Origin of the sequence: Streptomyces genisteinicus (genome assembly GCF_014489615.1) — a bacterium.
GTDB classification, from domain to species: Bacteria; Actinomycetota; Actinomycetes; order Streptomycetales; family Streptomycetaceae; genus Streptomyces; species Streptomyces genisteinicus.
Map to the genome: position 1 here is coordinate 6,821,127 of NZ_CP060825.1, position 25,855 is coordinate 6,846,981.

Annotated in this window: 19 protein-coding genes; 5 read left to right on the top strand and 14 right to left on the bottom strand. The window is 74.5% G+C overall.

Annotated features, from left to right (window positions below; all coding sequences use genetic code 11):
- Nucleotide 1: 1 nt before the first annotated feature.
- The 13 genes from IAG43_RS29275 to IAG43_RS29335 all read right to left on the bottom strand — a co-directional run bounded on the left by IAG43_RS29275 (nt 2) and on the right by IAG43_RS29335 (nt 19,676).
- Nucleotides 2-1,930 carry a heparinase II/III family protein gene (locus IAG43_RS29275; RefSeq protein ID WP_187744702.1) on the bottom strand — a complete coding sequence of 643 codons (1,929 nt, stop codon included), beginning with the start codon at nt 1,928-1,930 and terminating at the stop codon, nt 2-4.
- A gap of 47 nt (nt 1,931-1,977) precedes the next feature.
- On the bottom strand, nt 1,978-4,173 hold the full coding sequence (locus IAG43_RS29280) for a bi-domain-containing oxidoreductase (RefSeq protein WP_187743666.1): 2,196 nt from the start codon (nt 4,171-4,173) through the stop codon (nt 1,978-1,980).
- A gap of 51 nt (nt 4,174-4,224) precedes the next feature.
- Entirely contained in the window at nt 4,225-6,162 is a 1,938-nt protein-coding gene (gene asnB, locus IAG43_RS29285; RefSeq protein WP_187743667.1) for an asparagine synthase (glutamine-hydrolyzing), read from the bottom strand.
- 3 nt (nt 6,163-6,165) lie between these two features.
- Nucleotides 6,166-7,761: a Wzz/FepE/Etk N-terminal domain-containing protein gene (locus IAG43_RS29290; protein WP_187743668.1), complete on the bottom strand. Its 1,596-nt coding sequence runs from the start codon at nt 7,759-7,761 to the stop codon at nt 6,166-6,168.
- Entirely contained in the window at nt 7,758-9,125 is a 1,368-nt protein-coding gene (locus IAG43_RS29295) for a YveK family protein (RefSeq protein WP_187743669.1), read from the bottom strand. The genes IAG43_RS29290 and IAG43_RS29295 overlap by 4 nt, the downstream gene beginning before the upstream one ends.
- A complete protein-coding gene (locus IAG43_RS29300) occupies nt 9,122-10,381 on the bottom strand; it encodes a glycosyltransferase family 4 protein (protein WP_187743670.1) in 1,260 nt (419 codons plus the stop codon). Before IAG43_RS29300 ends, IAG43_RS29295 begins: the two co-directional genes overlap by 4 nt.
- On the bottom strand, nt 10,371-11,687 hold the full coding sequence (locus IAG43_RS29305) for a nucleotide sugar dehydrogenase (RefSeq protein WP_187743671.1): 1,317 nt from the start codon (nt 11,685-11,687) through the stop codon (nt 10,371-10,373). Before IAG43_RS29305 ends, IAG43_RS29300 begins: the two co-directional genes overlap by 11 nt.
- Before the next feature lie 82 nt (nt 11,688-11,769).
- Nucleotides 11,770-13,248 (bottom strand): sugar transferase, encoded by a 1,479-nt coding sequence (locus IAG43_RS29310; protein ID WP_187743672.1) that lies wholly within the window; start codon nt 13,246-13,248, stop codon nt 11,770-11,772.
- A gap of 581 nt (nt 13,249-13,829) precedes the next feature.
- A complete protein-coding gene (locus tag IAG43_RS29315; RefSeq protein ID WP_187743673.1) occupies nt 13,830-14,681 on the bottom strand; it encodes an amidohydrolase family protein in 852 nt (283 codons plus the stop codon).
- Nucleotides 14,682-15,141: 460 nt separating this feature from the next.
- Nucleotides 15,142-16,191 carry an aldo/keto reductase gene (locus IAG43_RS29320; protein ID WP_187744703.1) on the bottom strand — a complete coding sequence of 350 codons (1,050 nt, stop codon included), beginning with the start codon at nt 16,189-16,191 and terminating at the stop codon, nt 15,142-15,144.
- 2 nt (nt 16,192-16,193) lie between these two features.
- Complete coding sequence (locus IAG43_RS29325; RefSeq protein ID WP_187743674.1) at nt 16,194-16,964, bottom strand: SDR family NAD(P)-dependent oxidoreductase; 771 nt, start codon at nt 16,962-16,964, stop codon at nt 16,194-16,196.
- Nucleotides 16,961-18,259, bottom strand: coding sequence for an enolase C-terminal domain-like protein (locus IAG43_RS29330; RefSeq protein WP_425508659.1), 1,299 nt, complete (start codon nt 18,257-18,259; stop codon nt 16,961-16,963). The genes IAG43_RS29325 and IAG43_RS29330 overlap by 4 nt, the downstream gene beginning before the upstream one ends.
- 724 nt (nt 18,260-18,983) lie before the next feature.
- Complete coding sequence (locus IAG43_RS29335; protein WP_187744704.1) at nt 18,984-19,676, bottom strand: S1 family peptidase; 693 nt, start codon at nt 19,674-19,676, stop codon at nt 18,984-18,986.
- 225 nt (nt 19,677-19,901) lie between these two features.
- Here IAG43_RS29335 and IAG43_RS29340 point away from each other — a divergent pair, with 225 nt between their 5' ends.
- Nucleotides 19,902-20,126: a hypothetical protein gene (locus IAG43_RS29340; RefSeq protein WP_187743676.1), complete on the top strand. Its 225-nt coding sequence runs from the start codon at nt 19,902-19,904 to the stop codon at nt 20,124-20,126.
- Between the two features lie 189 nt (nt 20,127-20,315).
- On the opposite strand, the gene IAG43_RS29345 is transcribed toward IAG43_RS29340, so the two are convergent.
- On the bottom strand, nt 20,316-21,584 hold the full coding sequence (locus IAG43_RS29345; protein ID WP_187743677.1) for a condensation domain-containing protein: 1,269 nt from the start codon (nt 21,582-21,584) through the stop codon (nt 20,316-20,318).
- Nucleotides 21,585-21,860: 276 nt separating this feature from the next.
- Here IAG43_RS29345 and IAG43_RS29350 point away from each other — a divergent pair, with 276 nt between their 5' ends.
- The 4 genes from IAG43_RS29350 to IAG43_RS29365 all read left to right on the top strand — a co-directional run bounded on the left by IAG43_RS29350 (nt 21,861) and on the right by IAG43_RS29365 (nt 25,690).
- Complete coding sequence (locus IAG43_RS29350) at nt 21,861-22,787, top strand: TIGR03621 family F420-dependent LLM class oxidoreductase (RefSeq protein ID WP_187743678.1); 927 nt, start codon at nt 21,861-21,863, stop codon at nt 22,785-22,787.
- Nucleotides 22,788-22,905: 118 nt separating this feature from the next.
- Nucleotides 22,906-24,522: a condensation domain-containing protein gene (locus IAG43_RS29355; RefSeq protein WP_187743679.1), complete on the top strand. Its 1,617-nt coding sequence runs from the start codon at nt 22,906-22,908 to the stop codon at nt 24,520-24,522.
- A gap of 28 nt (nt 24,523-24,550) precedes the next feature.
- Nucleotides 24,551-24,727 (top strand): hypothetical protein, encoded by a 177-nt coding sequence (locus tag IAG43_RS29360; protein ID WP_187743680.1) that lies wholly within the window; start codon nt 24,551-24,553, stop codon nt 24,725-24,727.
- An 18-nt stretch (nt 24,728-24,745) separates the two neighbouring features.
- Complete coding sequence (locus IAG43_RS29365) at nt 24,746-25,690, top strand: phytanoyl-CoA dioxygenase family protein (protein WP_187743681.1); 945 nt, start codon at nt 24,746-24,748, stop codon at nt 25,688-25,690.
- Nucleotides 25,691-25,855: the final 165 nt, after the last annotated feature.

A 25,855-nucleotide genomic window follows, 5' to 3' on the forward strand; every position in this document is an offset into this window, starting at 1 on the left:
GTCAGGCCCCCCGACCGCGGAAGGCGAGCACGGTGGTGTACCGCACCGACGGCGCGGAGCCGTCGGTGAAACCGCTGCCGACCAGGGTGGTGCTGGGCTCCTTGCGGCCGAAGCCGGCGGAGTACCAGCCCAGCGGCGGTTCGCTCCTGCCCCGGTGGGCCCGCCAGCTCAGCCCGCCCGGCAGGTCGAGGACCGCGGAGCGCTCCTCGCCGTCCGAGGTCCAGGTCAGCAGGGCCGCGCCGTCCGCCAGGTGGGCGGAGACCTCGGGGCCGAGATGGAACGCGAGGCGCACCGCGCGGCGCGGCCCGCTCACCTCGTCGGTGATCCTCAGCTCCCGGGTGGCGGCGTCCAGTTCCACCTGACGGCGGTGCGCGGAGCCCTGGTAGCCGTCGTGCTCGGCGCACCAGCGGGACGTTCCCCCGGCACGGGCGCCGCTCGTGTCCACCGCCAGGACCTGGCTGCGGGCGTGGCGGGTCCACAGGAACGGGCCGCCGGAGACGGACTGGTCGGTGCCGTCCAGCTCCAGCGTGTTGTGCCCGAGGGTCGACCGGAAGTAGCTCCGCCACTCGGGCTGCCCGTGGTAGCAGTACGTGCCCGGGTCGGCGAGCACGTCGACCCCGTCCTGGCGGACCTCCACGGACAGCGCGTCGGCGTGGGCGTGCGCGGCGATCGACAGGAAGCCGTGCGGACCGCCGTCGCAGCGGCACCAGATGCCGTCCGGGCCGCGCAGCACGGTGAGACCGGCGTCGGCGAAGTGGTCCGGCCGGCTCTCCGGGCGGGACACGGCCGCGCCGTACGGCCGCAGCAGCGACGCGAGCAGCGGGGTGCGCACATCGGTGCCGGCCGGCTCGGGCCACCAGGGCAGCCGCCCGAACACGGCCTCGCCGGTGGCCAGCAGCGAACCCCAGCGCCCGGTGTCCGCGCCGTCCAGGACCAGCCCGTGCCCGTCGTCCGCGTCGCCCTGCCGCGGCGGCCGCAGCCGGTCGTCGACGACGGCGGCGAGCGCGTCGGTCATCCGCAGCAGCACGAGCCGGACCGGGTCGGGGACGGGCACGCCGGCCGCGTCCGCCTCGGCCACGGCCGCCAGGCCCAGTTCCAGCACCAGCCCGTGGTACTCGGTGGCCAGTTCGCGGTTGAGACCGGAGCCGAACGTGTTGGCCCTCAGCTGCCGCTCCAGCGACCGCAGCGCCCGCTCCCGCCAGCGCGCCGAGGAGGGGAACCAGCCGAAGGCGCAGGCCGCGGCGAACTGGCCGGCGGCCTCGGCGACGACATGGTTGTTGGCCGAGGAGCCCCGGCTGGGGAAGGCGGCCAGCCAGCGCTGGTGGTGCCAGATCTGGTCCAGGGCCGCCGGGTTCTCCTCGAACAGCGCGGCGGCGCCCGGCCAGCCGTCGAGCAGCCGGCGTATCCACACCCAGGACAGCAGCCGGATGCCCAGCTCGATGCCGCTGGTCCAGTGCACGCCGCGCAGCGGGGTGTTCGCCGCCCACCACGACCGCAGATGCGCGGCCACCCGCTCCGCGTACCGCTCCTCGCCGGTGAGGGCGTAGGCGGCGGCGAGCACGGTCAGGTACTGGTGCCGGGACGGCTCCCAGATCTGCTTGATGTCGCCGACCGCGTCCTCGTCGCGGTACGGCACGTCGAAGGCGTGCACCCACGGGGCGCGGCGCCCGGTCTTCGGGTCGTGGCACCAGTCCGGGTCGGCCATGTCGTCACGGCGCACGCCGAAGAACTCGCCGTGCCCCTCCATCAGCCGGTCGGCGTCGGCGACCAGGCGCTTCACGGCGTCCGCCGGCACGGAGCCGGCGGCCCCCGCGGGCAGCACGGCGGTGAACCGGGCACCGGTCACCGCCGGGCGGGCGGGCGGCGCGGCACGCCAGCGCCGCCGGCGCAAGGTGTCGGCCGCCCGGCCGCCGATCTCCCGCGGCCCCATCCGGGACAGCCGCCGCAGGTACCAGGCCGGGCTGCCGGAACGCACGCTCACCGGGCTCCCGCCAGCGTCACGGGCAGACCGCTCGCCGACGAGACGCCCACCGCGAGGGTGGCCGCCGTGGTCGCGGCCAGCGACTCCAGCGGCACCGGCATCGGGCCGCCGCTCCGCACGGCGCGCACGAAGGCGGCCAGTTCGGCGGACTGGCCCTTGTCCCGGGCCTTCGGCAGCCGTGAGCTGACCCATTTCCCGCGGCCGTACACACTGGCGCGGACGAAGTCGTCGAGCCGCAGCACCTTGCCGTCCGCGACCAGGTCCAGGGTCTCCTTGGGGAAGCCGGGGGAGCCGGTGGTGACGTAGCTGATGGTGGCGGTGGACCCGTCCGGGTATCCCAGCACGACCTGGAGGTCCTCGTCGCCGGGCGTGGTGACCGCGTACACCGACACCGGATCGGCGTCGAGCAGCCAGCTCGCGGTGTCGACGAAGTGCCCGCCCTCACCGGCGAAACGAGAGCCCTCGGTGGCGCCCCGCAGGTACCAGCTCCCGTGCGCCAGACTGCCGGCGTTGACCAGGTAGCGCAGGCTCGCCGGCCCGGTCCTGGCGCCGAAGCGCGCCTTCGCCTCCCGCAGCAGCGGCGCGAACCGGCGGTTGAAGCCGACCTGGAGCCGGTCGTTGCCGGACTCCTCCACCGCCGCGAGCACACCGGCCAGTTCGTCGCCGGTGAGCGCGAGCGGCTTCTCCACGAACACCGCCTTGCCGGCCAGCAGCGCCTTGCGGGTCAGGTCGGCGTGCGAGCTGTGCCGGGTGACCACGAACACCGCGTCGACGCCGTCGTCCCCGAGGACGGTGTCGAGGTCGGTGGTCGCCTCGGCGAAGCCGAACTTCCGGCGTGCGTTGGCCGCGGACAGCGCCGTCGTGGTGACGACCGCCGCCAGTTCGACTCCGTCGCGCCGCGCCAGGTGCGGCAGCAGCATCGACGTCGCGTAGTTGCCGGCGCCGACGAACGCGAGGCGCACCGGCTTCCCGGCGGCCCGCGCGGGCCGCCGCCGCGCGGTCGCCGCGGGCAGGTTCACCGCGGGCACCGTCACCTCGGGGGCCGCCGCCGCGGACGCCTCCCCGTCCGGGGCCGGGTAGCGGAACAGCACGGCCACGGCCTTGAGTTCGCCGTCCTTCAGGCTCCGGTAGGTCTCCACGGCGTCGTCGAAGGCGGCGACGTGGGAGACCAGGGGCTCCACGTCGACTCTGCCGCGGGCGACGAGGTCGAGGAAGCACGCCAGGTTGCGGCGCTCGGTCCAGCGGACGTAGCCGATCGGGTAGTCCCGCCCCTCCAGCTCGTACTCGGGGTCGTAGCGCCCGGGGCCGTAGCTGCGGGAGAAGCGGACGTCCAGCTCCTTCTCGTAGTACGCGTTCCACGGCAGGTCGAGGCGGCACTTGCCGATGTCGACGACCCGGCCGCGGTCCCGGCACAGCCGGGCGGCCAGCTCGACGGGCTGGTTGCTGCTGCCGCCGGCGGCCAGGTACACCTGGTCCACGCCGTGGCCGCCGGTGAGTTCGGCGACGGCGCCCTCCACCGCCGCGGACTCCGGGTCGCCGCAGGCCGCGGCGCCGAGCCGCTCGGCGAGCTCGCAGCGCGCCGGGTCGGGGTCGACGCCGACGACCCGGACCCCGGACGCGGTGAGCAGCTGCACCACCAGCTGCCCGATCAGACCCAGGCCGATGACCAGCGCCGTCTCGCCGAGCCGGGACTCGCCCTGGCGGACGCCCTGGAGGGCGATCGAGCCGACCGTGCCGAAGGCCGCGTGCCGGGGCTCCAGACCGTCCGGCACCGGGGCGTAGAGGTTCTTCGGCACCCAGTTCAGCTCGGCGTGCAGCGCGTGCTCGTTGCCGGCGCAGGCCACCAGGTCGCCGGCCTTGACGTCGTCGACGCCGGCGCCGACCTGCTCGACCACCCCGCACAGTGAATAGCCCAGCGGTGTCCAGGAGTCCAGCTTGCCCATCACCTTGCGGTAGGTGGCGGGCACCCCGTTGACGGCCACGCTCTGCATGACCTTGGCCACCTGGTCCGGCCGGGAACGCGCCTTGCCCAGCATCGACATGCCGGCCTCGGACACCTTCATCAGCTCGGTCCCGGTGGAGATGAGCGAGTAGGCGCTGCGCACCAGCACACCGCCGGGCTTGCACCCCGGCACCGGCACGTCCAGCACCGCCAGCTCGCCGCTCTTGTAGTTCTGTACGACCTGCTTCACGCGAACTCCTGTCGCCTTCCCGTTCGTCCTGCCGTGCGTCCTGCCATCGGTCTACCGAGCCGCCGTCCGAGTGGTCCGGCCGGCCTCCGAGGTCGCGCCGCGATACCAGTGCTCCAGCGTCAGCACGTGCCACAGGTGCTTGGAGTGGTCCCGGTGCCCCGCGGCGTCCTCCGCGGCCAGCCGCGCCAGCGCGTCACGGCGCAGGAAGCCGGACCTGACGAGCTCCCCGTCATGGATCACCTCGCGCACCAGCGGCGCGAGGTCCCGGCTCATCCACGCCCGCAGCGGGGCGCTGAACAGGCCCTTGGGCCGGTACACGATCTCCCGCGGCAGGACGGTGGCCGCCGCCTCCTTGAGGACGGCCTTGCCCTGCCGTCCCACGATCTTGCGGTCGCCGGGCACGGCGAACGCCGCCCTGACCACCTCCACGTCCACGTAGGGCACCCGCACCTCGGTCGACGCGGCCATGCTGGAGCGGTCCGTGTAGGCGAGGTTGAGGCCCGGCAGGAACATCCGCGCGTCGCCCAGGCACATCCGGTTCACGAAGTCGTCGAGCTCGTTGTCCCGGTACACGTCCGCGTGCTCGGTCAGCACGTCGTCGACGGTCCCCGCCAGGTCCGGGTCGATCAGGGCGAGCAGCTCCTGGCGGTCGTACATGGTGTAGCTGCGCCGGAACGCCGCCTCCTCCGGCAGATCGGCGAAGGAGAGGAACCGCTTGGCGAACCGCACCGACCGGTACCCCCGCCGGGACGAGGCGACCGGCAGCCGGTCCACCGCCCCCGACAGCCCGCGCCGCAGCGGCCGCGGGACGCGCCGGTAGCGCACCGCGAGCTGGTTGGCCAGGTGCTTGCGGTAGCCGGCGAACAGCTCGTCGGCGCCCATCCCCGACAGCATCACCTTGACCCCGGCCTCCCGGGCGGCCGAGCAGATCAGGAACGTGTTGATCGCCGCCGGGTCGCCGATCGGCTCGTCCAGGTGGTACGTCATCCGCGGCAGCAGGTCGAGCACGTCCGGCGCGATCTCGATCTCGTGCAGGTCCACCCCGAACCGCGCGGCCACCTGCCGGGCGTAGCGCAGGTCGTCCGGCATCGCCTCGAACCGGGCGTCCTCGGCGCGGAAGCCGATGGTGTACGCGGAGATCCCGGGCCGGTCGCGGGCGGCCAGCGCCGTCAGATAGCTGGAGTCCAGACCGCCGGAGAGGAATGTCGCCACGGGCACGTCGGAGAGCAGGTGCAGGCGGGTCGACTCCTCGACGACGGCGGCGATGTCCGGCAGGTCGCCGCTCAGGGCCCGCTCCCGTCCCTCGGCGGCGACGTCCTTCAGGCTCCAGAACCGGCCGCGCTCCACCCGGCCGTCCGGCCGGCAGCGCAGCCAGCTGCCCGGCGGCAGCTTCTCCGCCTCGCGGAACGCGCACCGGGAGTCCGGCACCCAGTAGTAGAGGAGCGAGGCCACCAGCGCCGCGTGGTCCACCTCCAGCGAGCCGCCGGTCACGGCGGCGAGCGCCTTGAGCTCCGAGGCGAACACCAGGCCCCCGCCGCGCCGCAGCAGGAACAGCGGCTTGATGCCGAGCTGGTCGCGGGCGAGGACCAGTTCACCGGTCCGCTCGTCGAAGATCCCGAAGGCGAACATGCCCCGCAGCCGCGGCAGGCAGTCCGTGCCCCAGCGCCGCCACGCCTCCAGCAGCACCTCGGTGTCGGAGGTGCCGCGGAAGCGGACCCCGGCGGCCGTCAGCTCGGCCCGCAGCTCGGGGGCGTTGTACAGCTCGCCGTTGTACGTCAGCACCAGGCCGTCCGAGCGCATCGGCTGGGCTCCGGTCCCGGACAGGTCGATGATCGCCAGCCGGCGGTGGCCCAGGTGCACCTCCCCGTCACCGACGGGGTGGCTGTACCGGCCCGCCCCGTCCGGACCGCGGTGGGCGAGGGTGTCGGTGAGCCGGTCGGCCACGGCCTTCCCGTCGGGCCACCGGTACGCGCCTGCTATGCCACACATGTCCTACCTCGCCTCCTGGTCGCTGTCCGCACTCCGCGCCGCCCACGCCGGCCGCCGCTCCGGGGGCCGGTCCGCCTCCGCCTCCGACTCCGTGTCTGCCTCCGCCTCCGCCTCCGTCTCCGCCTCCGCCGCCGGGGCGCCGGGGGCGGAGGCGCCACGGTTTCGTGGCGCGGGCGGTGCGCCCCGCCCGCGCGGCGCCGGCGGGCCGTCCCACAGCGTGCCGTCGGTCCGGTCACGCGGATCGGGGTCGATGAGGACCACCCCGGTCACCTCGATGCCCTGGTCCGCGAGCTGACGCGCCACGGTGTGCAGCCATGCGGTGCTGCCGTGCCCGGCCCGTACGACGAGCACGGTCCGGGTGCCGAGATACCGCAGATCGGTCCACGCGGTGCCGGGCGCCACCGAGCCCACGCCGAGCCGCAGCGCCCCCGGCGGCACGCTCTCGGCCGCCTCGCCGCCCACCACGTCCGGGTCGCCCGGCTTCGGGCGGCGGCGGGCGAGCCGCGCGCCGGGGAGGCCGTCGACGACGACCACCGGCCCCCGCGGGGCCAGCGCCCCGGCGAGGTCCAGGGCGAGCGCGGCCGTGCTCGGCGCGCAGCCCAGTTCCAGCAGCGACACCGGCTCCCGCGTCCCCCGCACGGTGCGGGCCAGGGTCGCGGCCAGCCGGGCGCGCGCCGTCCGGACCCGCCGGCGCCGCCACCCGCCGGGCGACCGGCGGGGCAGCTCCGCGACGACCGAGGCCCCGAGGTGCGCCGCCACGTCCCGCCGCAGCACCGGGCGGTCCGCCACCACCGCGCCGACCGCGGCCGCCGCGAGCCCGAGCGCGAGCCCGAGCACCAGCCCGATCCCGGCGTCGGTGGCGGCGGCCCGGGGCAGCGAGTGCCGCACCGCCCGCGGCGCGTCCACGATCCGGGTGCCGGCCACGAGCCGGGGCGTGCCCATCCGCGCCTCCGCGGCGCGCTGGTCGAAGTCCGCTATCCGCGAGGTGAGTTCGGCCCGGCGGGCGAAGAGCGACTCCAGGTTCGCCGACGCCCGCGGACCGCTCTCGGCCGCCCCGTCGCCGATCTCCCGGTCGACCCCGGCGAGGTCCTCGCGCATCCGGTCGCGCTGGTCGAGCAGCGAGGCCGCCTCCGCGTCGGCGGACTCCTCGATGCGCCGCACGTGGTCCGCGACGAAGGCGTCGGCGAGCGCCCCGGCCCGCGCCACCGCCTGGGCGTCGCTGTCGCCGGACACCGTGATCCGCAGCAGGTTGTTGGTGAGGCCCGCGCCCTCGTAGTCCGCCATGAAGTCCTCCGGCCGCTCGGCGGAACCGAGGGCCTCGAGCGCCCTGCCCGCGATCCGCGTCGTGTGCAGCAGCCCGACGTCCGTGCGGATCAGGGTGCCGGGGTCGTTCGGCTGGTCGTCCTGGTGCGCCACCAGCACGGTGGTGCCCGCGGTCGGCGGCGGCGGCAGCAGCAGTGCCACCGCCACACCGGCCAGCAGCCCCAGCAGCCCGAGCGAGGCCCACACGCGCCTGCGGCGGCGGACCGCGACCACCAGCGCCTGAAGGTCGATCAGGGGAGCCGGGGCCGGTGACTGCGGTGCGGTGCTCGTCGTCACCGGGAAACCCCCCTCGTCTCCCCGCCCGCCGCGAGGGCGGACGCCGGCACCGGCCCGGTGGGGCCGGCCGCGCCGGCCGGGGAGGCCCACCCGGCGCCGGCCAGCACGACGCCGACGACCTCGTGCCCGGCGTCCGCGCAGGCACCGGCCACACCGGCCAGGTCCTCCGCGGTCCACAGCCCGGCGCTGAGCACGACCAGCGCGCCCGACTCGTCGTCGCGGTCCGGCACCAGCGGCCCGGACACCGGGACCTCCACCGTCCGCAGCCGGCGGTCCTCCCCGCCGGCCTCCGCGAGCAGCAGCCCCGCGGCCCGCAGCGCGGTCCCGTCGCCCTCCGGGACGACGACCAGCAGGTCCCCGGGACCGCGCAGCCGCTCCCGCAGACGGGCGTGCACCCGCCGGCAGCGGACGCGCCGGTCCGCCTCGTCACCGGACGCCTGCGGCGGCGGCACGTCCCACCGGACGTCGGCGCCCAGCAGACGGCGGATCCGGGCCCGGCGGCCGGTGACCGCCGGCCGGTCCCCGTCCGGTCCGGCGGGCACGTCGACGGTGCCGAGCGACGCCGAGCCCAGCGCCGCCGCGATCTCCGCCTCCGTGCGCAGCCGGCGGCTCATCCGGGCCGCGGTGAGATGCCCGACGACCGCGAGCAGGAAGAACAGCAGCGCCCCGCCGGCGACGAGCTGCAGCCGTGTCGGCGGAGTCTCGCCGGTGGGACGGACCGCCGGCCCCATGACGACCATGTCGGTCTCGCCCGCGGCCGGATCGGCCTCGTCGAGCGCCCGCACGGCCTCCTGGAGCGCGGTGCGCAGCTTGGCCAGCTCGGTGCGGGTCTGCACGCTCTCCACGCTCTGTCCTGTGCTGTCCTCGGCGAGTTCGGTGATCCGGCGGCTGGTCTGCACCACCAGCTGCCGCAGCGCCTCGGGCGGCGCCACCGCCCCGGGGTCGGTGCCGTCGCCCGCGATCCGGGCGGCGAACGAGACGAACTGGCGGGCCACCTGGTCGGCGAGCTGCTGCGCGCGCTCCGGGGTGTCGGCCGTGCCGGAGATCGTCACGATGTTCCCGTCGGCCGTCCGAGCCGTCACCCGGTCGCGCAGATCGGCGCCGTCGGTCCCGCTCCAGTCGAGCGCGGCCGCCGCCCGGTCGACCACCACCGAACTGGCCGCGATCTCCGCCTGCGTCAGCAGCTCGCGCTGCTCCCACGCCCCCGGCAGCAGCACCGACGCCGAGGTCGTGTACCGCGGCGGCAGCAGCAGCGAGGTGCCGTAGCCGACCAGGGCGCCCACCACGGCGAAGGCGGCGAGGAGCCGCCCGCGCCTGCGGACGATCCGCCCGATCGTGGCCAGGCGTATCGTGTCGTCGCTCAACGGCGGGGCCTCTTCCCCGACCGGCCGGTTGGGTCCGCCGGCGCCCGGTCGCCGCAGGCGGCGGCGTAGGCGGCGAGCAGCTGCGCCTGCGAGTTGCGCCAGGACAGGCTTCCGCCGATCCGCTCCCGGCCGGTCTTGCCCATCAGCTCCCGCCGCTCCGGATCGTCCATCAGCAGCGCGACGAGACGGGCGAACTCCGACTCGTCGTCGGCGGGCGCGTAGAGGGCGGCCTCACCGGCGGAGACGCGTGCCTCCCGGAGGTCGAACGAGACGATCGGCCGCCCCATCACCATGTACTCCAGGACCTTGTTCATGGTCGAGACGTCGTTGAGCGGATTGCACGGGTCGGGGGAGAGGCACACGTCCGCCGTGGACAGGAAGCGCACCAGATCGGCGTCCGGAATCCGTCCGGTGAACTCCACCTGCTCCGTGAGCCCGAGCCGCCGGGACAGCTCCACCATCGCGTCGAAGGTGTCACCGCCGCCGACGAACACCGCGTGCCAGTCGCTCCGCCCGACCTCGTCGCGCAGCTTCGCCAGCGCCCGCAGCGCGTAGTCGACGCCGTCCTGCGGGCCCATCACGCCCAGATAGCACAGCAGATGGGACTTCCCGCGCTTCAGCTCCGGCTCGGGCGGCACCGGCCGGAACCGCTCGACGTCCGGGGCGCTGCGCACCACGAACACGTCCTCGGGCCGCTTGCCGCCGCGCCGCACCGCGACGTCGCGGTAGCTCTCGTTGGTGGCGAGCACGACGTCCGCGGCCCGGTAGGTCCGCCGCTCCAGCGCGCACACGGCGCGGTAGAGCAGGTCCTCGCCGCGGCCGAACCGGGAGAGGTACAGCTCGGGCACCAGGTCGTGCTGGTCGAAGACGAACCGCGCGCCGCGCCGCTTCAGCCACAGCGCCGGCAGGAACAGCAGGTCCGGCGGGTTGCAGGCGTGGACCACGTCCACCGGACCGACCTTCCGGGCCAGTCGGAGCGTGTGCCACAGCGCCGTGCCGTACTCCCGCAGATAGCCGGCCGGCCCCCCGGTCGCCGCGCGCAACGGGTAGCGGTGGATCCGCACCCCGTCGATCACCGCCTCCGGTTCCGTGTCCCGCTTGCCGCCCTGCGGGCAGATCACATCGACCCGCCAGCCGGCGTCGCGCAGTGTCGTGCACTCCTGCCACACCCGCCGGTCGAACGGCACCGACAGGTTCTCCACCAGGACGAGCGCGCGCCGGCCGGGGGCCGCGGCGCTCCTCTCGTCACCAGGCAAGGCCCACGTACCCCGGCTCGGTCCGGCGCGCCTCGGCGTCGGGAAGGCGGACGAGGTCGACGATCACGGTGCCGTCGCCGTGCGGCAGTTGCTCCAGCACGGCCGGGTCCCCGGTCCCGACCAGGATCACCTCGGCGTGCTCGACGACCTCCTCGACGGTGTCGGCGAGCAGCTGCGCCAGATGGGGCAGCCGGTTCTCGATGTACTCCCGGTTCGCGCCCAGCAGCCGCGAGAGGCTCACGTTGGCATCGTGGATCCGCAGGTCGTACCCCTTGCCGAAGAGGCGCTCCGCCAGTTCCACGAGCGGGCTCTCCCGCAGGTCGTCGGTGCCGGGTTTGAAGGAGAGCCCGAACAGGCCCACCCGCCGTCTGCCGGTGCGCTCCACCAGCTCCACCGCCCGCTGCAGATGGTCGGCGTTCGACGGCAGCACATGGGAGAGGATGGGCACCGAGACGTCGGCCCGCTGCGCCGCGTGGACCAGGCTGCGCAGGTCCTTGGGCAGGCAGGAGCCGCCGAAGGCGAAGCCCGGCCGCAGATAGGCGGGGCTGATGTTCAGCTTGCGGTCGGCGAGGAACACGTCCATCACCTGGTGCGAGTCCACACCGAGCGCCCGGCAGACCGCGCCCAGCTCGTTGGCGAAACCGATCTTGAGGCCGTGGAAGGCGTTGTCCGCGTACTTGATCGCCTCGGCCGTCGCGACCGGAACCCGGAACACCTCGCCGGGCAGGCCCTCGTAGAGCGCCGCCACGACGTCGCCGCTCGCCGCGTCGAGCTCGCCGATGACCGTCTTCGGCGGGTCGAAGAAGTCCTTCACGCTGGTGCCCTCGCGCAGGAACTCCGGATTGACCGCCACCCCGACGTCCACGCCGGCCGTGCCGCCCACGTACTTCTCCAGGATCGGCACCAGCAGGTTCAGGCACGTCCCCGGGAGCATGGTGCTGCGGAACACCACGGTGTGCCGCCCGCCCCGCTCGGCCAGCGCCGCGCCGATCTCCTCGGTGACCCGCTCCAGATAGGTGGTGCACAGGCTGCCGTTGGGTTCCGACGGCGTGCCCACGCAGATCAGCGACACCTCGCTGTCCCTGATCGCCTCGCGGACGTCGCCGGTGGCGCGCAGCGACCCGGCCGCCACGGCCTCGGCGACCAGCTCGCCGATGCGTTCCTCGACCACCGGGGCCCGGCCGTCGTTGACCAGGTCGACCTTCACCCGGTTCACGTCCACGCCGACGACCTGGTGGCCCATGCCGGCCAGGCACGCGGCCGACACGCAGCCCACGTAGCCGAGCCCGAAAACACTGACCCTCACGACCCGTTCCTCCCCCCAGGCAGACCCTTCCGGCCTGCTCCCGACGCACCTGCGCGGCCTTCGGGCCACCGCCTCGTGCGCATCAGTACGCCCCCTGCCCGTGGATCACCGCGCGGAGCGTCTTCCACAAGATCACCGTGTCCAGCGCCAGCGACCAGTCCTCCACGTACCGGAGGTCCAGCCGGACCGCCTCCTCCCACGACAGGTCGCTGCGACCGCTGATCTGCCACAGCCCGGTCAGCCCCGGTTTGACCAGCAGCCGCCGCCGGATGTCCGGTCCGTACGCCGCCGACTCCTCCGGCAGCGGCGGCCGCGGGCCGACCAGCGACATCGAACCCCCGAGCACGTTGAACAGCTGCGGCAACTCGTCGACCGAGTACCGCCGCAGCACCGCTCCCACCCGCGTCACCCGCGGATCGCGGCGGACCTTGAACAGCAGACCGGCGCCCTCGTCGCGATCGGCCAGCGCGGCACGCGCTCCGTGCGCGCCGGCGACCATGGTGCGGAACTTGAGGATGGTGAACTCGCGGCCGTCCTTGCCGACCCTGCGCTGGCGGTAGAACGCCCCGCCCCGGCTGTCGGCGAGCACCAGCAGCCCGACGAACACCATCAGCGGCGCGAACAGCACCAGCAGCACCGCGGCCCCCAGGCGGTCGACGACCTCCTTGACCGCCCGCCGCCCCCCGGTGAACGCCGGCATGCTCACCCGCAGGAGCGGGATGCCCAGCACCGCGTCGACGTGCAGCCGGGGCCCGGCCACCTCCATCAGCACCGGGGCCACGACCATCTCGGCGTCCGACCCCTCCAGGTTCCAGGCCAGCCGTTGCAGCCGGTCCGGCGACCAGTGCGGGTCCGGTGTCACCGCGACGACCCGGTAGCCGTCGCGGCGCACATGGCCCGCGACCTCCGTCAGCGGCCCCACGACCGGCACACCGTCCAGCTGGTCGCCCTCGGGCCCGAGCCCGTCGGTCGTGCACACCGCGTCCACCCGCCAGCCGAGATGCGGGAACTTACGGGTGCGGCTGATCAGATCGCGCAGGGTCGCCGGGCTCCCGGCGGCCAGCACAGGGCGCAGGCACCGGCCCTCGTTGCGCTGCTTGTGCAGCCACAGCCTCAGCAGATACCGCGCCGTCATCGTGACGAGCGCGATCGCGGGGACCGCGACGAAGATCCAGAGCTTGATGTTGCGCGAGGTCAGGGCGATCCCGCCGAGCGCCAGCACGACGGTCGCCGCGAACAGCGAACGCCCGAGCCGGCGGAACTCCTCCGCGCCCTGACCGAGCACCGCCGGGGCCCACGCCCGGCTCACCGCCAGCGCACCCAGCACCAGGAGTTCGGTGCCGAACGCGAGGATTCCCCACTTCTCGTGCCAGTTGGCCGCGTCGCGGGAACCGAAGAAATTGCCGATGGCCGTCACCACGACCGCCGTCGCCACGGTGTCCGTGACGATCACGGTACGGCGGTACCGCTGCTCCCAGTCGGTGGCCGGCCTGCCGATGAACCCGCCCGCCATACGCTCGCGCGCAGACGGAAACGGGCTGACTAATCCCCCTTGCCGCACAGAACCCCCCAGGTCCCCAGTGGCTCGACGTACACGCCTCACACTGCTGCGCCCCCGTGGAAGGCCCCCGCCTCCCTCACACCCCTTCCCCCCGGGAGGCCCCCGCCCCCCGTTCCGCGCCGCATCACCGTGCGCGGCCCCGTTCGAGGGCGCACGGAATCCAGGCTTCTCACACCTGCGGAACACCCCGGTCCCGACGGCGGCGCAGTCACACGCGCCGCCGGACACCCGGGAAAACCCGGAACCCCTCGACGACCCCGGCTGCTCCCCGCAGCCGGGGCCCCTGCGGGCTCCGGCGGTCGATCACCCCCACGACCGGCGCCGGGGACGCGGAGGTCCCCTTCTCGTAGCACCGGACCCGAAGATCGTTGATGGGTCACGTACTGCCCGAACTTCTGAAGCACGGTCAATCTAGACCATCGGGACGCGCATGGAGAGAGGATGTGTGTAATTCGTGTTCAAGCTTTGCGAGTTGGTCCACAGAAAGGTCACGACCTGCGGCTGCGCGGAGGGCGGCGGCACACGATCTCGCCGGGGCGGGCCCGGTGAGGAGGGGGATCGCCCTCCGAACTGCCCCCGGACTACAGCCCGTAGACGCGCACCGCGTTCCCGCCGAACACCGCGTCCTTCTCCGCGGGGGCCAGTTCCGCCGTGAGCGCGTCCGCGATCCCGAGGACCGTGGCGTAGTCCGCCCGCAGCGTGCAGACCGGCCAGTCGGAGCCGAACAGCAGCCGCTGGGGGCCGAAGGCGTCCAGCGCGGTGCGCGCGTACGGTGCGAGGCTGCCGGGCCACCGGGCACCGGGGGCGGCCTCGGTGACCAGACCCGAGAGCTTGGCCACGGTGTTGGGCAGCGCGGCCAGCCGGCTCAGGTCGCCGGCCCAGGGCTCCAGCGCACCCGCGGCCACCGGGGGTTTGCCGAGATGGTCGAGGACGAACGTCAGACCCTCGATCCGGGCGGCCGCCTCCACCGCGGCGGGCAGCTGGCGGGGGGTGACCACGAGGTCGTACACGAGCCCGGCCCCGGCGACGGCGTCCAGCCCCCGCAGGACGTCCGGGCGCAGCAGCCAGCGCGGGTCCGGCTCCTCCTGCACCTGGTGGCGGACACCGGCCAGCCGGTCGCCACCGGGCCGTGCCCGCAGCGCCGCGAGGGCTTCCCCGACATCCGGCGCGGTGAGGTCGGTCCACCCCACCACCCCCGCCACCAGGTCGCTCCCGGCGGCCAGCGCGAGCAGTTCGGGTGTCTCCCCGGGCACACACACCGTCTGCACGACCACCGTGCCGGACACCCCCGCCGCCCGCGCCTCGGCCGCGAGTTCCGCCGCGCCGAAGGACCGGGCGAGCGGGGCGAGGGCCGCGCCCGTGATCCACGGCTGGGGCCGGACAGCGAGGTCCCAGACGTGATGGTGCGCATCGACGATCCGCCGGCCGGTCACCGTCCCCGCCCCGCCGCCCGCGGTGTGCCGTGCGCGGTGGTGCGCTCAGTACGGTCCGCTGTCCGTGGCCCCGGCCCTGGGGTGGTGGGGCCGGGGCGGTGTGCCGCGTGCGCCCCGGCGTGCGCGGTGCCGCACACCGTGAGCCGCGCCGTCTGGTGCCCTTGCTGCGCGGTGTTGTGCCGTGCGCGCCCCGCCGCCCGCGGTGTGCCGTGCGCGGTGGTGCGCTCAGTACGGTCCGCTGTCCGTGGCCCCGGCCCTGGGGTGGTGGGGTCGGGGCGGTGTGCCGCGTGCGCCCCGGCGTGCGCGGTGCCGCACACCGTCAGCCGCGCCGTCGGCGACGCCGGCTCCGCGGTGGTGTGCTGCGCGCACCCCACTGTTCGCGAGCCCGTGCGCCCCGTACGCCCCGCCGCCCCGCACGGAGCGGCGCCGCCCCGGCGCACACCCGTGCGCGGAGGGCGCGTCACGGCCGCCTCCGGTGGCTGCGGCCGTCGGCGGCGTCCCGGACCGGGGCCCCCGCACCGGCCGGCGAGCCCGGGGCGGGGACACCGGCGGGCAGCAGCCCCCGCTCCGCCAGCTCCTCCCACAACGCGTCCGGCACCGGACGCGCGAGCAGCGCGGCCGCGTCCTCGATCTCGGCCGCGCTGCGGGCGCCGGAGAGGACGCTCGTGACGGCGGGGGACCCGAACGGGAAGCGCAGGGCGGCGGCGCGCAGTGGCACCCCGTACCGCTCGCAGACCGACCGGAGGTCCAGCGCCCGCGACAGCGTGGCGAGGCCGGCCGGGGCGTAGTCGAAGGTGGCCCCGGGGCGCGGGTCGGCGAGCAGGCCCGAGTTGAAGACGCCGCCGACGACCACGCCGACGCCGCGCTCGGCCGCGAGCGGCAGCAGTTCGACGAGACCGGACTGGTCCAGCAGCGTGTAGCGGCCCGCCAGCAGGACGGCGTCGGCGTCCGTCTCGCGGACGAACCGGGCGAGCGGTGCGGCGTGGTTCATCCCGGCGCCGATCGCGCCGACCGTCCCCTCCCCGCGCATCCGCTCCAGTTCCGGGTAGGCCTCGTCGAGCGCCTGCGCCATGTGGTCGTCGGGGTCGTGCAGGTAGACGATGTCGATCCGGTCCAGGCCGAGCCGTTCCAGGCTCTCCTCGACCGACCGGCGCACACCGGCGGCGCTGAAGTCCCAGCGCCTCCGGTGGGTGGCGGGGACCGCGAAGCCGTGGCCCAGGTCGTCGCCGGCGGCCGACGGGTCCGGCTCCAGGATGCGGCCGACCTTGGTGGACACGGCGTACTCGTGTCGCGGGCGCCTGCCGAGCGCCGCGCCCAGGCGGCGCTCGGACAGGCCGAGCCCGTAGTGCGGGGCGGTGTCGAAGTACCGGACGCCCGCCTCCCAGGCGGCGTCGACGGCCCGGGCCGCCTCGTCGTCCGTGACGGGCGTGAACAGGTTGCCGATGCCCGCCGCGCCGAAGGCCAGCGTGCTGACCCGCACCGTGCCGTGCCCGAGCTCGCGCAGCCGCACGGTCACGGCCGGGCCTCCGGTCGCAGCCGCAGGCCCGCCATGCCCCCGTCGACCGCGAGAGCCGTCCCGGTGGTGCTGCCGGCGGAGGGGGAGGCGAGGTGGACGATGGCGGCGGCCACCTCCTGCGCGGCCACCAGGCGGCCGGTGGGCTGCCGGCCGCTGAGCGCGGCGCGTTCGGCGGCCGGATCGTCCGCGGCGTCGAGCAGGCGGCCGATCCACGGAGTGTCGACGGTGCCCGGGTTCACGCAGTTGACCCGGATGCCCTCGCGGACGTGGTCGGCGGCCATGGCCAGGGTGAGCGACAGGACCGCCCCCTTGCTGGCCGAGTAGAGGGCGCGCTGCGGAAGTCCCGCCGTGGCGGCGATGGAACAGGTGTTGACGACCGAGGCGCAGGACGAGCGGCGCAGGTACGGAAGAGCGGCCCGGGTGGTGCGGACGATGCCGAGGACGTTCACGTCGAGCACGCGGTGCCACTCCTCGTCCGGGTTGTCGGCGACGGTGCCGGCGGCTCCGACACCGGCGTTGTTGACGAGGATGTCGATCCCCCCGAGCGCCTCGGCCGCGCCCTCGACGGCGGCGCGGACGGCCCGGTCGTGGGTGACGTCGGCGGTGAAGCCGCGCAGCGGAGCGGGCAGGTCGCCCGGGTCGCGGTCGAGCACGGCGACGGACGCGCCGTGCCCGGCGAGCAGCCGCGCGGTGGCGAGGCCGATGCCGGAGGCGCCGCCGGTCACCACGGCGGTGAGGCCGGTGAGCCCGGAGAGAGGTGTCGTCATGCGGGGACCTCCGTGTCCTGACCGGGTGCGCCGGCGGCCGTCGCCGCGGGCGCCGCCGCGGCCGCCCGTGCCGCGTCGGCGGCCCAGAACGTACCGTGCGGATAGGTGTAGGTGTCGATGCTGGTCTGCTTCATGGCGGCCGAGAACCCCGGCGACGCGGGCGCCCGGTAGTGGCCGCCGGTGACCACCACCGGGTCGAGGAAGTGCTGGTGGAGATGGTCGACGTACTCGATCACACGGTTCTCGGTGGTCCCGGTCAGGGCCACGTAGTCGAACATCGCCAGGTGCTGGACGAGTTCGCACAGGCCGACGCCGCCCGCGTGCGGGCAGACCGGCACGCCGAACTTCGCGGCGAGCAGCAGGACGGCGAGGTTCTCGTTGACGCCGGCCACCCGCGCGGAGTCGAGCTGGAGGACGTCGACGGCACCGGCCTGGAGGAGCTGTTTGAAGACGATGCGGTTCTGCACGTGTTCGCCGGTGGCGACCCTGACGGGGTGCACGCCGCGCCGGATGGCGGCGTGGCCGAGGATGTCGTCGGGGCTGGTGGGCTCCTCGATCCAGTACGGGTCGAACTCGGCGAGCGCCCGTGTCCAGGCGACGGCCTCCTCGACGCCCCAGCGCTGGTTGGCGTCGACGGCCATCCGGATGTCCGGGCCCACTGCCGCGCGGGCGGCGCGGCACCGGCGGATGTCGTCGTCGAGATCGGCGCCGACCTTGAGCTTGATCTGGGTGAAGCCCTCGTCGACGGCCTGTCGGGCGAGGCGGGTGAGCTTCTCGTCGGAGTATCCGAGCCAGCCGGGCGAGGTGGTGTACGCGGGGTAGCCGCGGTGCACGAGCGCGGCGGCCCGGTCCCCGGCGCCCTGCCTGCCCCGGCGCAGGAGCTCCAGTGCCTCGTCCGGGGTGAGGGTGTCGGTGAGGTAGCGGAAGTCGACCTGGGAGACCAGCCAGCCGGGGTCGGCATCGGCGAGGAACCGCCACAGCGGCTTGCCCGCCCGCTTCGCCGCCAGGTCCCAGACGGCGTTGACCACGGCGCCGACGGCCATGTGCATCACCCCCTTCTCCGGTCCCAGCCACCGCAGTTGGCTGTCGCCGACCAAATCGCGGCTGAGCGACCCGGGGTCGGCGCACAGAGCGGCGACGGACCGCCCGACGACGTGGTCGCGCAGCGCGCCGATCGCGGCCACCTGGACGTCGTTGCCGCGTCCGATGGTGAAGGTGAAGCCGTGGCCCTCGTCGCCGCCCTCCGTGGTGCGCAGGACGACGTAGGCGGCGGAGTAGTCGGGGTCGGGATTCATCGCGTCCGACCCGTCCAGCTCCCGTGACGTCGGGAAGCGGATGTCATAGGTGTCGAGGGAGGCGATCCGCTCGGAGGTTGCGGGCAACTCGGGGCCTTTCACGCGGTGTTGCACTGCCGGCGCCGGGACCGCCGGTGGTGCCTGCGGCGGCTTCGCCTGGAGAGACCCGTACCCTGCCGGTCAAGACATCGGATGACTCTCCGGTGCGACGATACGAGTGATCGCCGATCCTCCGCAAGGAGCCGTTGGGCCGTTCTCCTTCTCGGCGACGCGTGCGCCGGGCGCCGAAGCCAGGCAGGGCCGTTGTGTGTGCGCCCGGACCGCCCTCGTTCGCCCCCGTTCCCCACGGTGGCGAGTGCGTGCGAGGCTCCCGCCCGCCCGTTCGCGGCTCCGTCTCCCGGGCCTCGATGAACGGCAGCCCTCCGATGACTGCGCGTCCTCGGTGTCGTGGCGGAGACTTCTGTCGCCATCCGGCTCCGATGCTCTCCGGCGCCCCGGGAGGAGGAGCGTTCACGCCCGCGTGGCCACTCGCCCGCCTGGCGGGGAGGTCCGGACGGCGACACCGCCGCGGCCCGGACGGGGCGGCACCGCGTCGGCGCGACCGTGGCGGGGCCGCCGCCGGCCGCGTACCGCCGCCGTCCGGTTCCCGCCGTTCGGCCGCCCGCAATCCGGCGCATGCGCGCCCCCGGGGGTCCCGAGTGAGGCGGCGGACCGGCTGCTCGTGTCAGTAGATGCTCAGCCCGTACACCGACAGCCACTCGACGACCGGCTGGTAGTACGTGACGCCCCCCGAGGAGCAGTTGCCACTGCCGGCGACGATGATGCCGAGAGCCGCGCCGCCGGAGAAGGCCGGACCGCCGATGTCTCCGGGCTCGGAGCAGGCGGAGGAACGGAACAGCCCGTGCACGGCCCCGCCCCCGTAGTTGATGGTGACGTTGACGGCCTGCACGGTCCCGCACCGGTAGCCGCCGGTCCGCCCGACGTGGCAGACGGACTGCCCGACGACGGGGTTCGCCGCGTGGGTGATGTCGCGCGTGCCGGCCCCGGCGCCCAGCGAGACCTCGCCCGGGTAGGCGACCGCGGTGTTGGTGTAGCGGACACTCGCGTAGTCGTTGCCCGGGAAGCTCGCGCCCGCAGTGACGCCGACGGCGACGGTCAGCGCGGGGTCGGCGTACCAGGGGCCGCCGCCCTGGGCGCACCGGCCCGAGACGAGTGCGTACTGGCCTGATCCGGAACGGGCGTTGAAGCCCACGGTGCAGCGCGCGCCGGCGCTGTAGAGGGTGTCGCCCCCGCGCACCGCGACGGCCGCCCGCGGCTCCGCCCCCGGGGCGGGCTGCGCGGCCGACGCGGTGGCGGCGGGCCAGCCCAGGAGCAGTACCAGGACGAGGACGGCCCTGAGGGGCCCCGGGAATCGCATGGCACGCACGGCGACCTCCTTCGACATGGACCTGTCATTGTGGCGCTCCGCGGCCCGCTCCGTCAGTCCGGAAGTCGCCAACCGCGGGGGCGTGTTCGGGTCCTCCCGAGCCACCGATGGCCGGGAACGCGCAGCGGGGGACCCGGCTGGTTTGGCCGGGATCGCCGACTGGGCAGCATGGACGTGCCGGAACGACCGCGAAACCCGAGCGACGAGGTGGCGCACATGCCCAGCACGACTCCGGAACCCATCGCGACCTTCTGCGGAAAGTGCGACTGCGGGTGCCCGCAGCTCTTCGTGGACGCCGACGCGCCCGAGGACAGGCGCGTCCGCATCACCGACGACTTCGGCCAGCATGTGCAGATGAGTGCGGACCAGTTCGCCGACCTCGTGGCCCAGGCCAAGGCCGGAGCACTGGACCTCCCCGCCGCAGCCGCCCTCCCGGCCTGACGGGCGGGCGGGTCCGGCGCCGCGGAGGGCCGTCCTCCCGGCCCGGTGGGCATCCACGGCACCGTCATCCCGCCACGACCGGGGGTCGGTTTCGGTCGCCGGTACCGGGTCCCGGGGCGCGGTGCCGCCGGCCGTCGGCGGTGCATGCCCGCCCGCCGGTCGTGACGTGCCGTGCCGTGCCTGCGACAGTCAGGCGTCCGGGGCGGCGGCCGACGCGGTCTCACCGATCAGCTCGGCCAGGTCCCGCGCGAGGGACCGCACGCCCTCCGTGCTCCAACCGCCCACCGGGTGCAGCAGCTGCGCACCGGCTCCGCCTTGCGGGACGCTGAGCGCGAGGTCGTGCCGCAGCCGGACCTGTCCGCGCGGCATCGGCTCGACCACCACATCGCCCGCCCGTACCGGTTCCCGCGGGGCGTTGAACTCCTCCACGCCGACATTGGTGACGGGGTCGTCCGACGCGGCCAGCGGTCCCAGGGCCCGGGCCACGTCGCGGTAGGGCACGTCCGCGTACCGCAGGGCCGTCAGCACGGCGTCGCGTCCCGCCGCGAGCGCCGATGCCGGCCCGGCCGTGGGCCGGGAACCGACCACGACGGGCACCACGTTGATCAGACAGCCCATCAGCCGGGCCGCGGCGGGGTCGTCCCGGAGCGCGACCGGCGAGGCGAGGACCGTGCGCCCGCCGCCCGTGACCCGGGAGAGGAGCAGGCCGAAGAGGCCCGTCAGCCCCATGTACGGGGTGACTCCCGCCCGCCTGCACACCCGGTTGAAGGCTGCCCACGTCTCGTCGGCGACGGGGAGCTCGACGGCGGCCGCCAGACGGTCGTGCGGAGGTCCCTCCAGTCCCGGAGGCGCTGCCCGGTACGGGCCGTCGGCGAGGAGTGCGGCCACCTCGCGCGCCCGTCCGCCGGCCACCGCGGCCCGCTCCCGCGCCGCCCGTGAGAGCAGCCATCCGCGGTATCCGCCTGCTTCTGGCCCGGGAGGCAGGGCGGTGCCCCGCGACCGGGCCGCGTAGTGCGACAGCAGCGTGCGCAGCAGCACACCGTGGGACCAGCCGTCGCTGATCAGATGGTGGACGACGAGGATCAGCACGTGTTCGCCGGAGCCGGTCCGGACCAGTCGCGCACGCCAGAGGGGCCCGGCCTCCAGATCGAAGGGTTCGGTGGCGGCCAGTGCCGTCAGACGCTCGACCCGGGAGCCCCGGGCCTCGGCGCCGACGCCGCCCACATCCGTGTACGCCGGCTCGGGGGCGGGGGCGTCGAAGGTCTGCCGGGGCTCGCCGTCGACCTCGACGACACGGCACCGCATCGCCTCGTGCACCGTGTGCGCGTCGCCGAACGCCAGGCGCAGCGCATCCGCGTCCAGGGGGCCCCCGACGCGGAGGACAGCCGTGTCGTGGTAGCCCGAGACGCCGGGGCTCAGCTGCTCGGCGAGCCAGATTCCCTGCTGGGTCGCGGTCATCGGAAGGGTCTCGGGAGCCGGCGGCCGACGCCGGGCGCGCAGCGCCTCGACCAGCCTGGCCCGTTGTGGATCGACACCGTGCGTCAACGGCGGTTCCGTCCTTTCCGCGTCACGACAGGGAGGACATGCTGGTGCAGCGCGGCGAGCGACGTCACCGTAGCAATGGGAGATCCCTTTGAGGAGAGGGGGTCGCGGCGCGGTCCGCGCGCGGGCATCATCGTTCGCTGCCGCCTCCGGAGGGCTCCGACCGACCGCCACGGACGAACGAGGAGACAGATGCCGCAGCCTCAGGGATTTCAGTTCGCACTGGTCAGCGACGGTGACACGACGGGAAAGGAGTGGCGTGAACTGGCGCGCAGGGCCGAGGACCTGGGGTACGACGCGCTGCTCGTCAGCGACCACGTGGATCAGCGGATGGCGCCCCTGCCCGCGGCCGCGGCCGCCGCGGAGGTGACGTCCGACCTCGTCGTCGGCACGTACGTGCTCAACAACGACCTGCGCCATCCCCTGATGCTCGCCAGGGACGCCGCATCGGTGCACGCCCTGTCGGGAGGCCGCTTCCAGCTCGGTCTCGGCGCCGGCTGGTACCGGGCAGACTACGAACGCACCGGGATCGGCTTCGCGTCCGGCCGGGTGCGCTACGAGCGCCTGCGCGAGGCGGTCGGCATCTGCCGCTCCCATCTGTCGGGGCGTGAGATCACGGCCGGTGAGCACTACGGCGTGCGGCAGGAAGCCCAGGAGCCGCCGAGCGGTCACGGCAGCCCCCGCCTGCTGCTCGGCGGCACCCGGCGGGGGATGCTGGCCCTGGCCGCCCAGGAGGCGGACATCGTAAGCGTGGTGCCCGCTCTCGGTCCCGACGGGCCCGCCGATCTCGACGGCTGCTCGCCCGCCCGCCTCGACGGGACGGTCGCCTGGATACACGCCCGGGCGGCCGCCCGGGGACGCTCCCCCCGCCTCAACCATCTGGTGTGGGAGTGCTTCGTGACGCCGCGGCCCGCGGCGGTGCAGGAAGCGCTCGCCCGGGCCGTCGGCCGGACCCCCGGGGAGGTGCGCGAGCTCGCCTGCTTCCTGGTCGGCAGCGCGGACCAGGTCCGCGACACCCTGCTGGCCCGCCGTGAGCGCTGGGGGTTCGACTACGTCACGGTTCCCGCCGCGGCGGCCGTGCCGCTCGCGCCCGTCGTGGCCGGTCTCCAAGGGCGGTGACCGCGGCGCGCACGGCCCGCGAACCGCGTAACTAGGGCCTAACCGCGCATCCGTACGGTCCCGTCAGGGAGCTCGCCCGCGAGGCGTTCCCGTTCGACGACGACCCGTGGGAGGCACCGTGGCCGGCCGTACAGGGGAACCGGTCCGTGCGCGCGCCGATTCGGACGCCCCTCCGGCACCGCCGGCGCACGACCGCCCCACGGCCGCGGGCGTCGCGTCGGTCTACCGCGACGTGCTCGGCCTGGACGGCTGTGCCGAGGACGAGTCGTTCTTCCGCCTCGGCGGGGACTCCTTCCACGCCGCCCGTGCCCTGGCCGTCCTGGCACGGCGCCACGGGGTGCGCCTGCCGCTGGCCGAGATGTACCGCGACAGCAGCCCCGCGGCCGTGGCCGGAGGCCTGAGGGCGCTGATGGACCGGCCCCGGCCACGGCGCTCGATCACCTCGCTGGCCAGGCGCCGCCGCACCTGGTTTCCGCTCTCCCTGAGCCAGGAGAGCTTCTACGCCATGGACCGCGCCACGGGCGGGGCCGGACTGTTCAACAACGTGGGCCGGCTCACGCTGCGCGGGGACATCGATCCCACGGCACTGCGGCAGGCACTCGCCGACGCCGTGCGCAGGCAGCCCGCCCTGCGGACCGTCTTCGGCGAAGAGGACGGCCGGGCCGTGCAGCGGTTCACCGAGCAGGACGCGCCGCGGATCGACACCTGCGACCTGCGCACCCACAACGGTGCGGCACTGCTGCGCCGGCACATCAGGGAACAGCACCTGCGAGGGTTCGACCTGCACGCCGAGCCTCCGGTCAGGTTCGTCCTCGCCCGCACGGCGGACCGCGAGTGGACCCTGCTCACCGCCGTGCACCACATCGTCTTCGACGGCATGTCGCAGTCCCTGCTGCTCGACGAGATCGCCCGGGCCTACGCACACCGCGTCGGCGCCGCACCCGAGTGCGCCGCCCCGGACTTCACCTACGCGGACTTCGCGTACTGGCAGCGGGACACGCTGCGCGGCGACCGCCTGGAGGAGCATCTGCACGGGCTGGCGGAAGCCGTGCGGCACACTCCGTCCCCCATCGTGGGCGACGGCGGCCTCGGAGAGGGATACACCTCGCGCATCCGGCCCTTCGGGGTCGACGACGCCGTCGTGCGGAAGCTGCGGCACCGCGCGTCCCTGCACGACACCACCGTCTTCGTCGGCCTCGTGGCGGCGGTGCTGGAGTTCGCGGCGCGCCGAGCGGGCGGGACACGCCAGCTGGTGGCCGTACAGGCGGCCAACCGGGGCCTGCCGGGCACCGAGGACGTGATCGGCTGCTTCTCCAACACCCTGTACGTCTCCGGGGACGCGCGGCCCTCGTCCGATCCCGAGGAGCGGCTCGCGAAGACCCGGGACGACGTGGCCCGCGCCCTGCGTCACGAGGAGATGCCGCTGGACCACGCGCTCGGTCTCCTCGCCGGCCGGGGCACGGGCACGGCGTGCCGGCCCCAGATCGGCTTCGCGCTGCAGCCGCCGCGCCACCAGGCGAGGGAGCTGCCGGGAGGGGTGCTGGAGGCCGAGTACCTGCTACAGCGCGGGGACACCGTCGATCCGACCACCTTCCCGCTGGTCCTGGAGCTGTTCGCGGAGCCGGGCGGGCTGAGCGGTGTCTCGCACCACCGGCTCGCCGTCTGGCCCGATGGCGCTTTCGAGGAGGCGGAGCGGCAACTCACGTCCGCGTTCGCCTACATGACCTCAACCTGACGATCATCCGCAACAGAGAGGTGGCCCCGTGCCCACGTCGTTCTCCCGCATCCTGAACGAAGAGGATCTCGCCGAAGTGCGCAACCAGTACCTGCAGGCTCTCGAGGCGCTGGAGGAGGAAGAGGCGGACGCCGAGGAGGAGGACGACGACAGCCCGCGCAGCGGTGCCGAGAGCCCGGAGCCCGAGCAGAAGCAGCAGCCCTGAGACGGAGGAGAACGGACGATGGATTTCATCAAGGTCGATGATCCGGGAGTCGGCAAGCGGTTGCGCCGCGACGGTGTCGTTCTCATCGACGGGTTGCTGGACCCGGGGGAGGTCGCCGAGACCCGGGCGCAGATGCTCCGCTACCAGGAGGAGGTGCTGCCCGGTGTGCCGCGCGCGCACTACGAGTTCCACGAGGACGGCGTCCTGCGCAACATGACGGAGATGCAGCGCTACGACCCGTGGTTCCGCGAGTTCGCGCAGCGGGAGCGGTTCACCAGCCTGTTCCGCGGCGCGGTCGACTGGGAGCCCACGCTCTTCTACCTGGAGACGTTCCCCAAGCGTCCCGGATGCCGTCCGCTGCGGATGCACCAGGAGCTCTTCGCGACGCCGATGGAGCCCGCGCAGTACCTCCACCTGTGGATCGCGCTCGACGACGTGGTCGAGGACAACTCCGGCATGGTGTTCTACCGGGGCAGCCACAAGCTCGGCCTGGCGCCGCACGTGTACCACTCGGACCAGCTGCCGGCGGTCGAGGACGGGTTGCTGGACCGGCTCGCCCCCTACCGGGTCGAACCCGAGTTCCCCGCGGGATCGGCCGCGCTGTTCGACGGCTGCACGATCCACGGCAGCAAGGCGAACGTCACCGACACGATGCGGCTGTCCCTGGTGGTCGCCGTCCGCGGTGTCGACACCGTCGTCAGCGGTGACGACGACATCTTCTCCAGCGTCATCGCCCGGTTCTTCCGCGAGGAACTCGGCATCCAGAAGTGCGCGGTCGACGACACCCTGGCGGAACTCGGGGGCGACGAGGCGGTGGCCCAGCGCGTCCTCGACCGCATCGAGCGCGACTACGACGTGCGTCTCGCCCTGGAGGACGTCGGCACCGGCGCCAGTCCCCGCGCGCTCGCGGCCCGCCTGATCGAACACACCGGCTGGGACAGCCTCAACAGCGCCACGGCCTGAACCGGCGCCGGCCTCCCGCGTGCGCGCGGCGGGCCCCAGGACGGGGCCTCGGCGTGCACGGCTCCCAGCGGCCTCCCGCGTGCGCGCGGCGGGCCCCACGTCTCCGCGGTACGGCGGACCGGCCCGGGCGCGGCCCGGCGGTGCGCCGTACCGGGGCGCACCGCA

Bases quoted from the DNA above. Each gene is read 5' to 3' on its own strand.
- IAG43_RS29275 (WP_187744702.1), bottom strand. From the start codon at position 1,930: ATGGGGCCGCGGGAGATCGGCGGCCGGGCGGCCGACACCTTGCGCCGG.
- asnB (WP_187743667.1), bottom strand. From the start codon at position 6,162: ATGTGTGGCATAGCAGGCGCGTACCGGTGGCCCGACGGGAAGGCCGTG.
- IAG43_RS29325 (WP_187743674.1), bottom strand. From the start codon at position 16,964: ATGACGACACCTCTCTCCGGGCTCACCGGCCTCACCGCCGTGGTGACC.
- IAG43_RS29330 (WP_425508659.1), bottom strand. From the start codon at position 18,259: ATGAATCCCGACCCCGACTACTCCGCCGCCTACGTCGTCCTGCGCACC.
- IAG43_RS29335 (WP_187744704.1), bottom strand. From the start codon at position 19,676: ATGCGATTCCCGGGGCCCCTCAGGGCCGTCCTCGTCCTGGTACTGCTC.
- IAG43_RS29340 (WP_187743676.1), top strand. From the start codon at position 19,902: ATGCCCAGCACGACTCCGGAACCCATCGCGACCTTCTGCGGAAAGTGC.
- IAG43_RS29345 (WP_187743677.1), bottom strand. From the start codon at position 21,584: ATGACCGCGACCCAGCAGGGAATCTGGCTCGCCGAGCAGCTGAGCCCC.
- IAG43_RS29350 (WP_187743678.1), top strand. From the start codon at position 21,861: ATGCCGCAGCCTCAGGGATTTCAGTTCGCACTGGTCAGCGACGGTGAC.
- IAG43_RS29365 (WP_187743681.1), top strand. From the start codon at position 24,746: ATGGATTTCATCAAGGTCGATGATCCGGGAGTCGGCAAGCGGTTGCGC.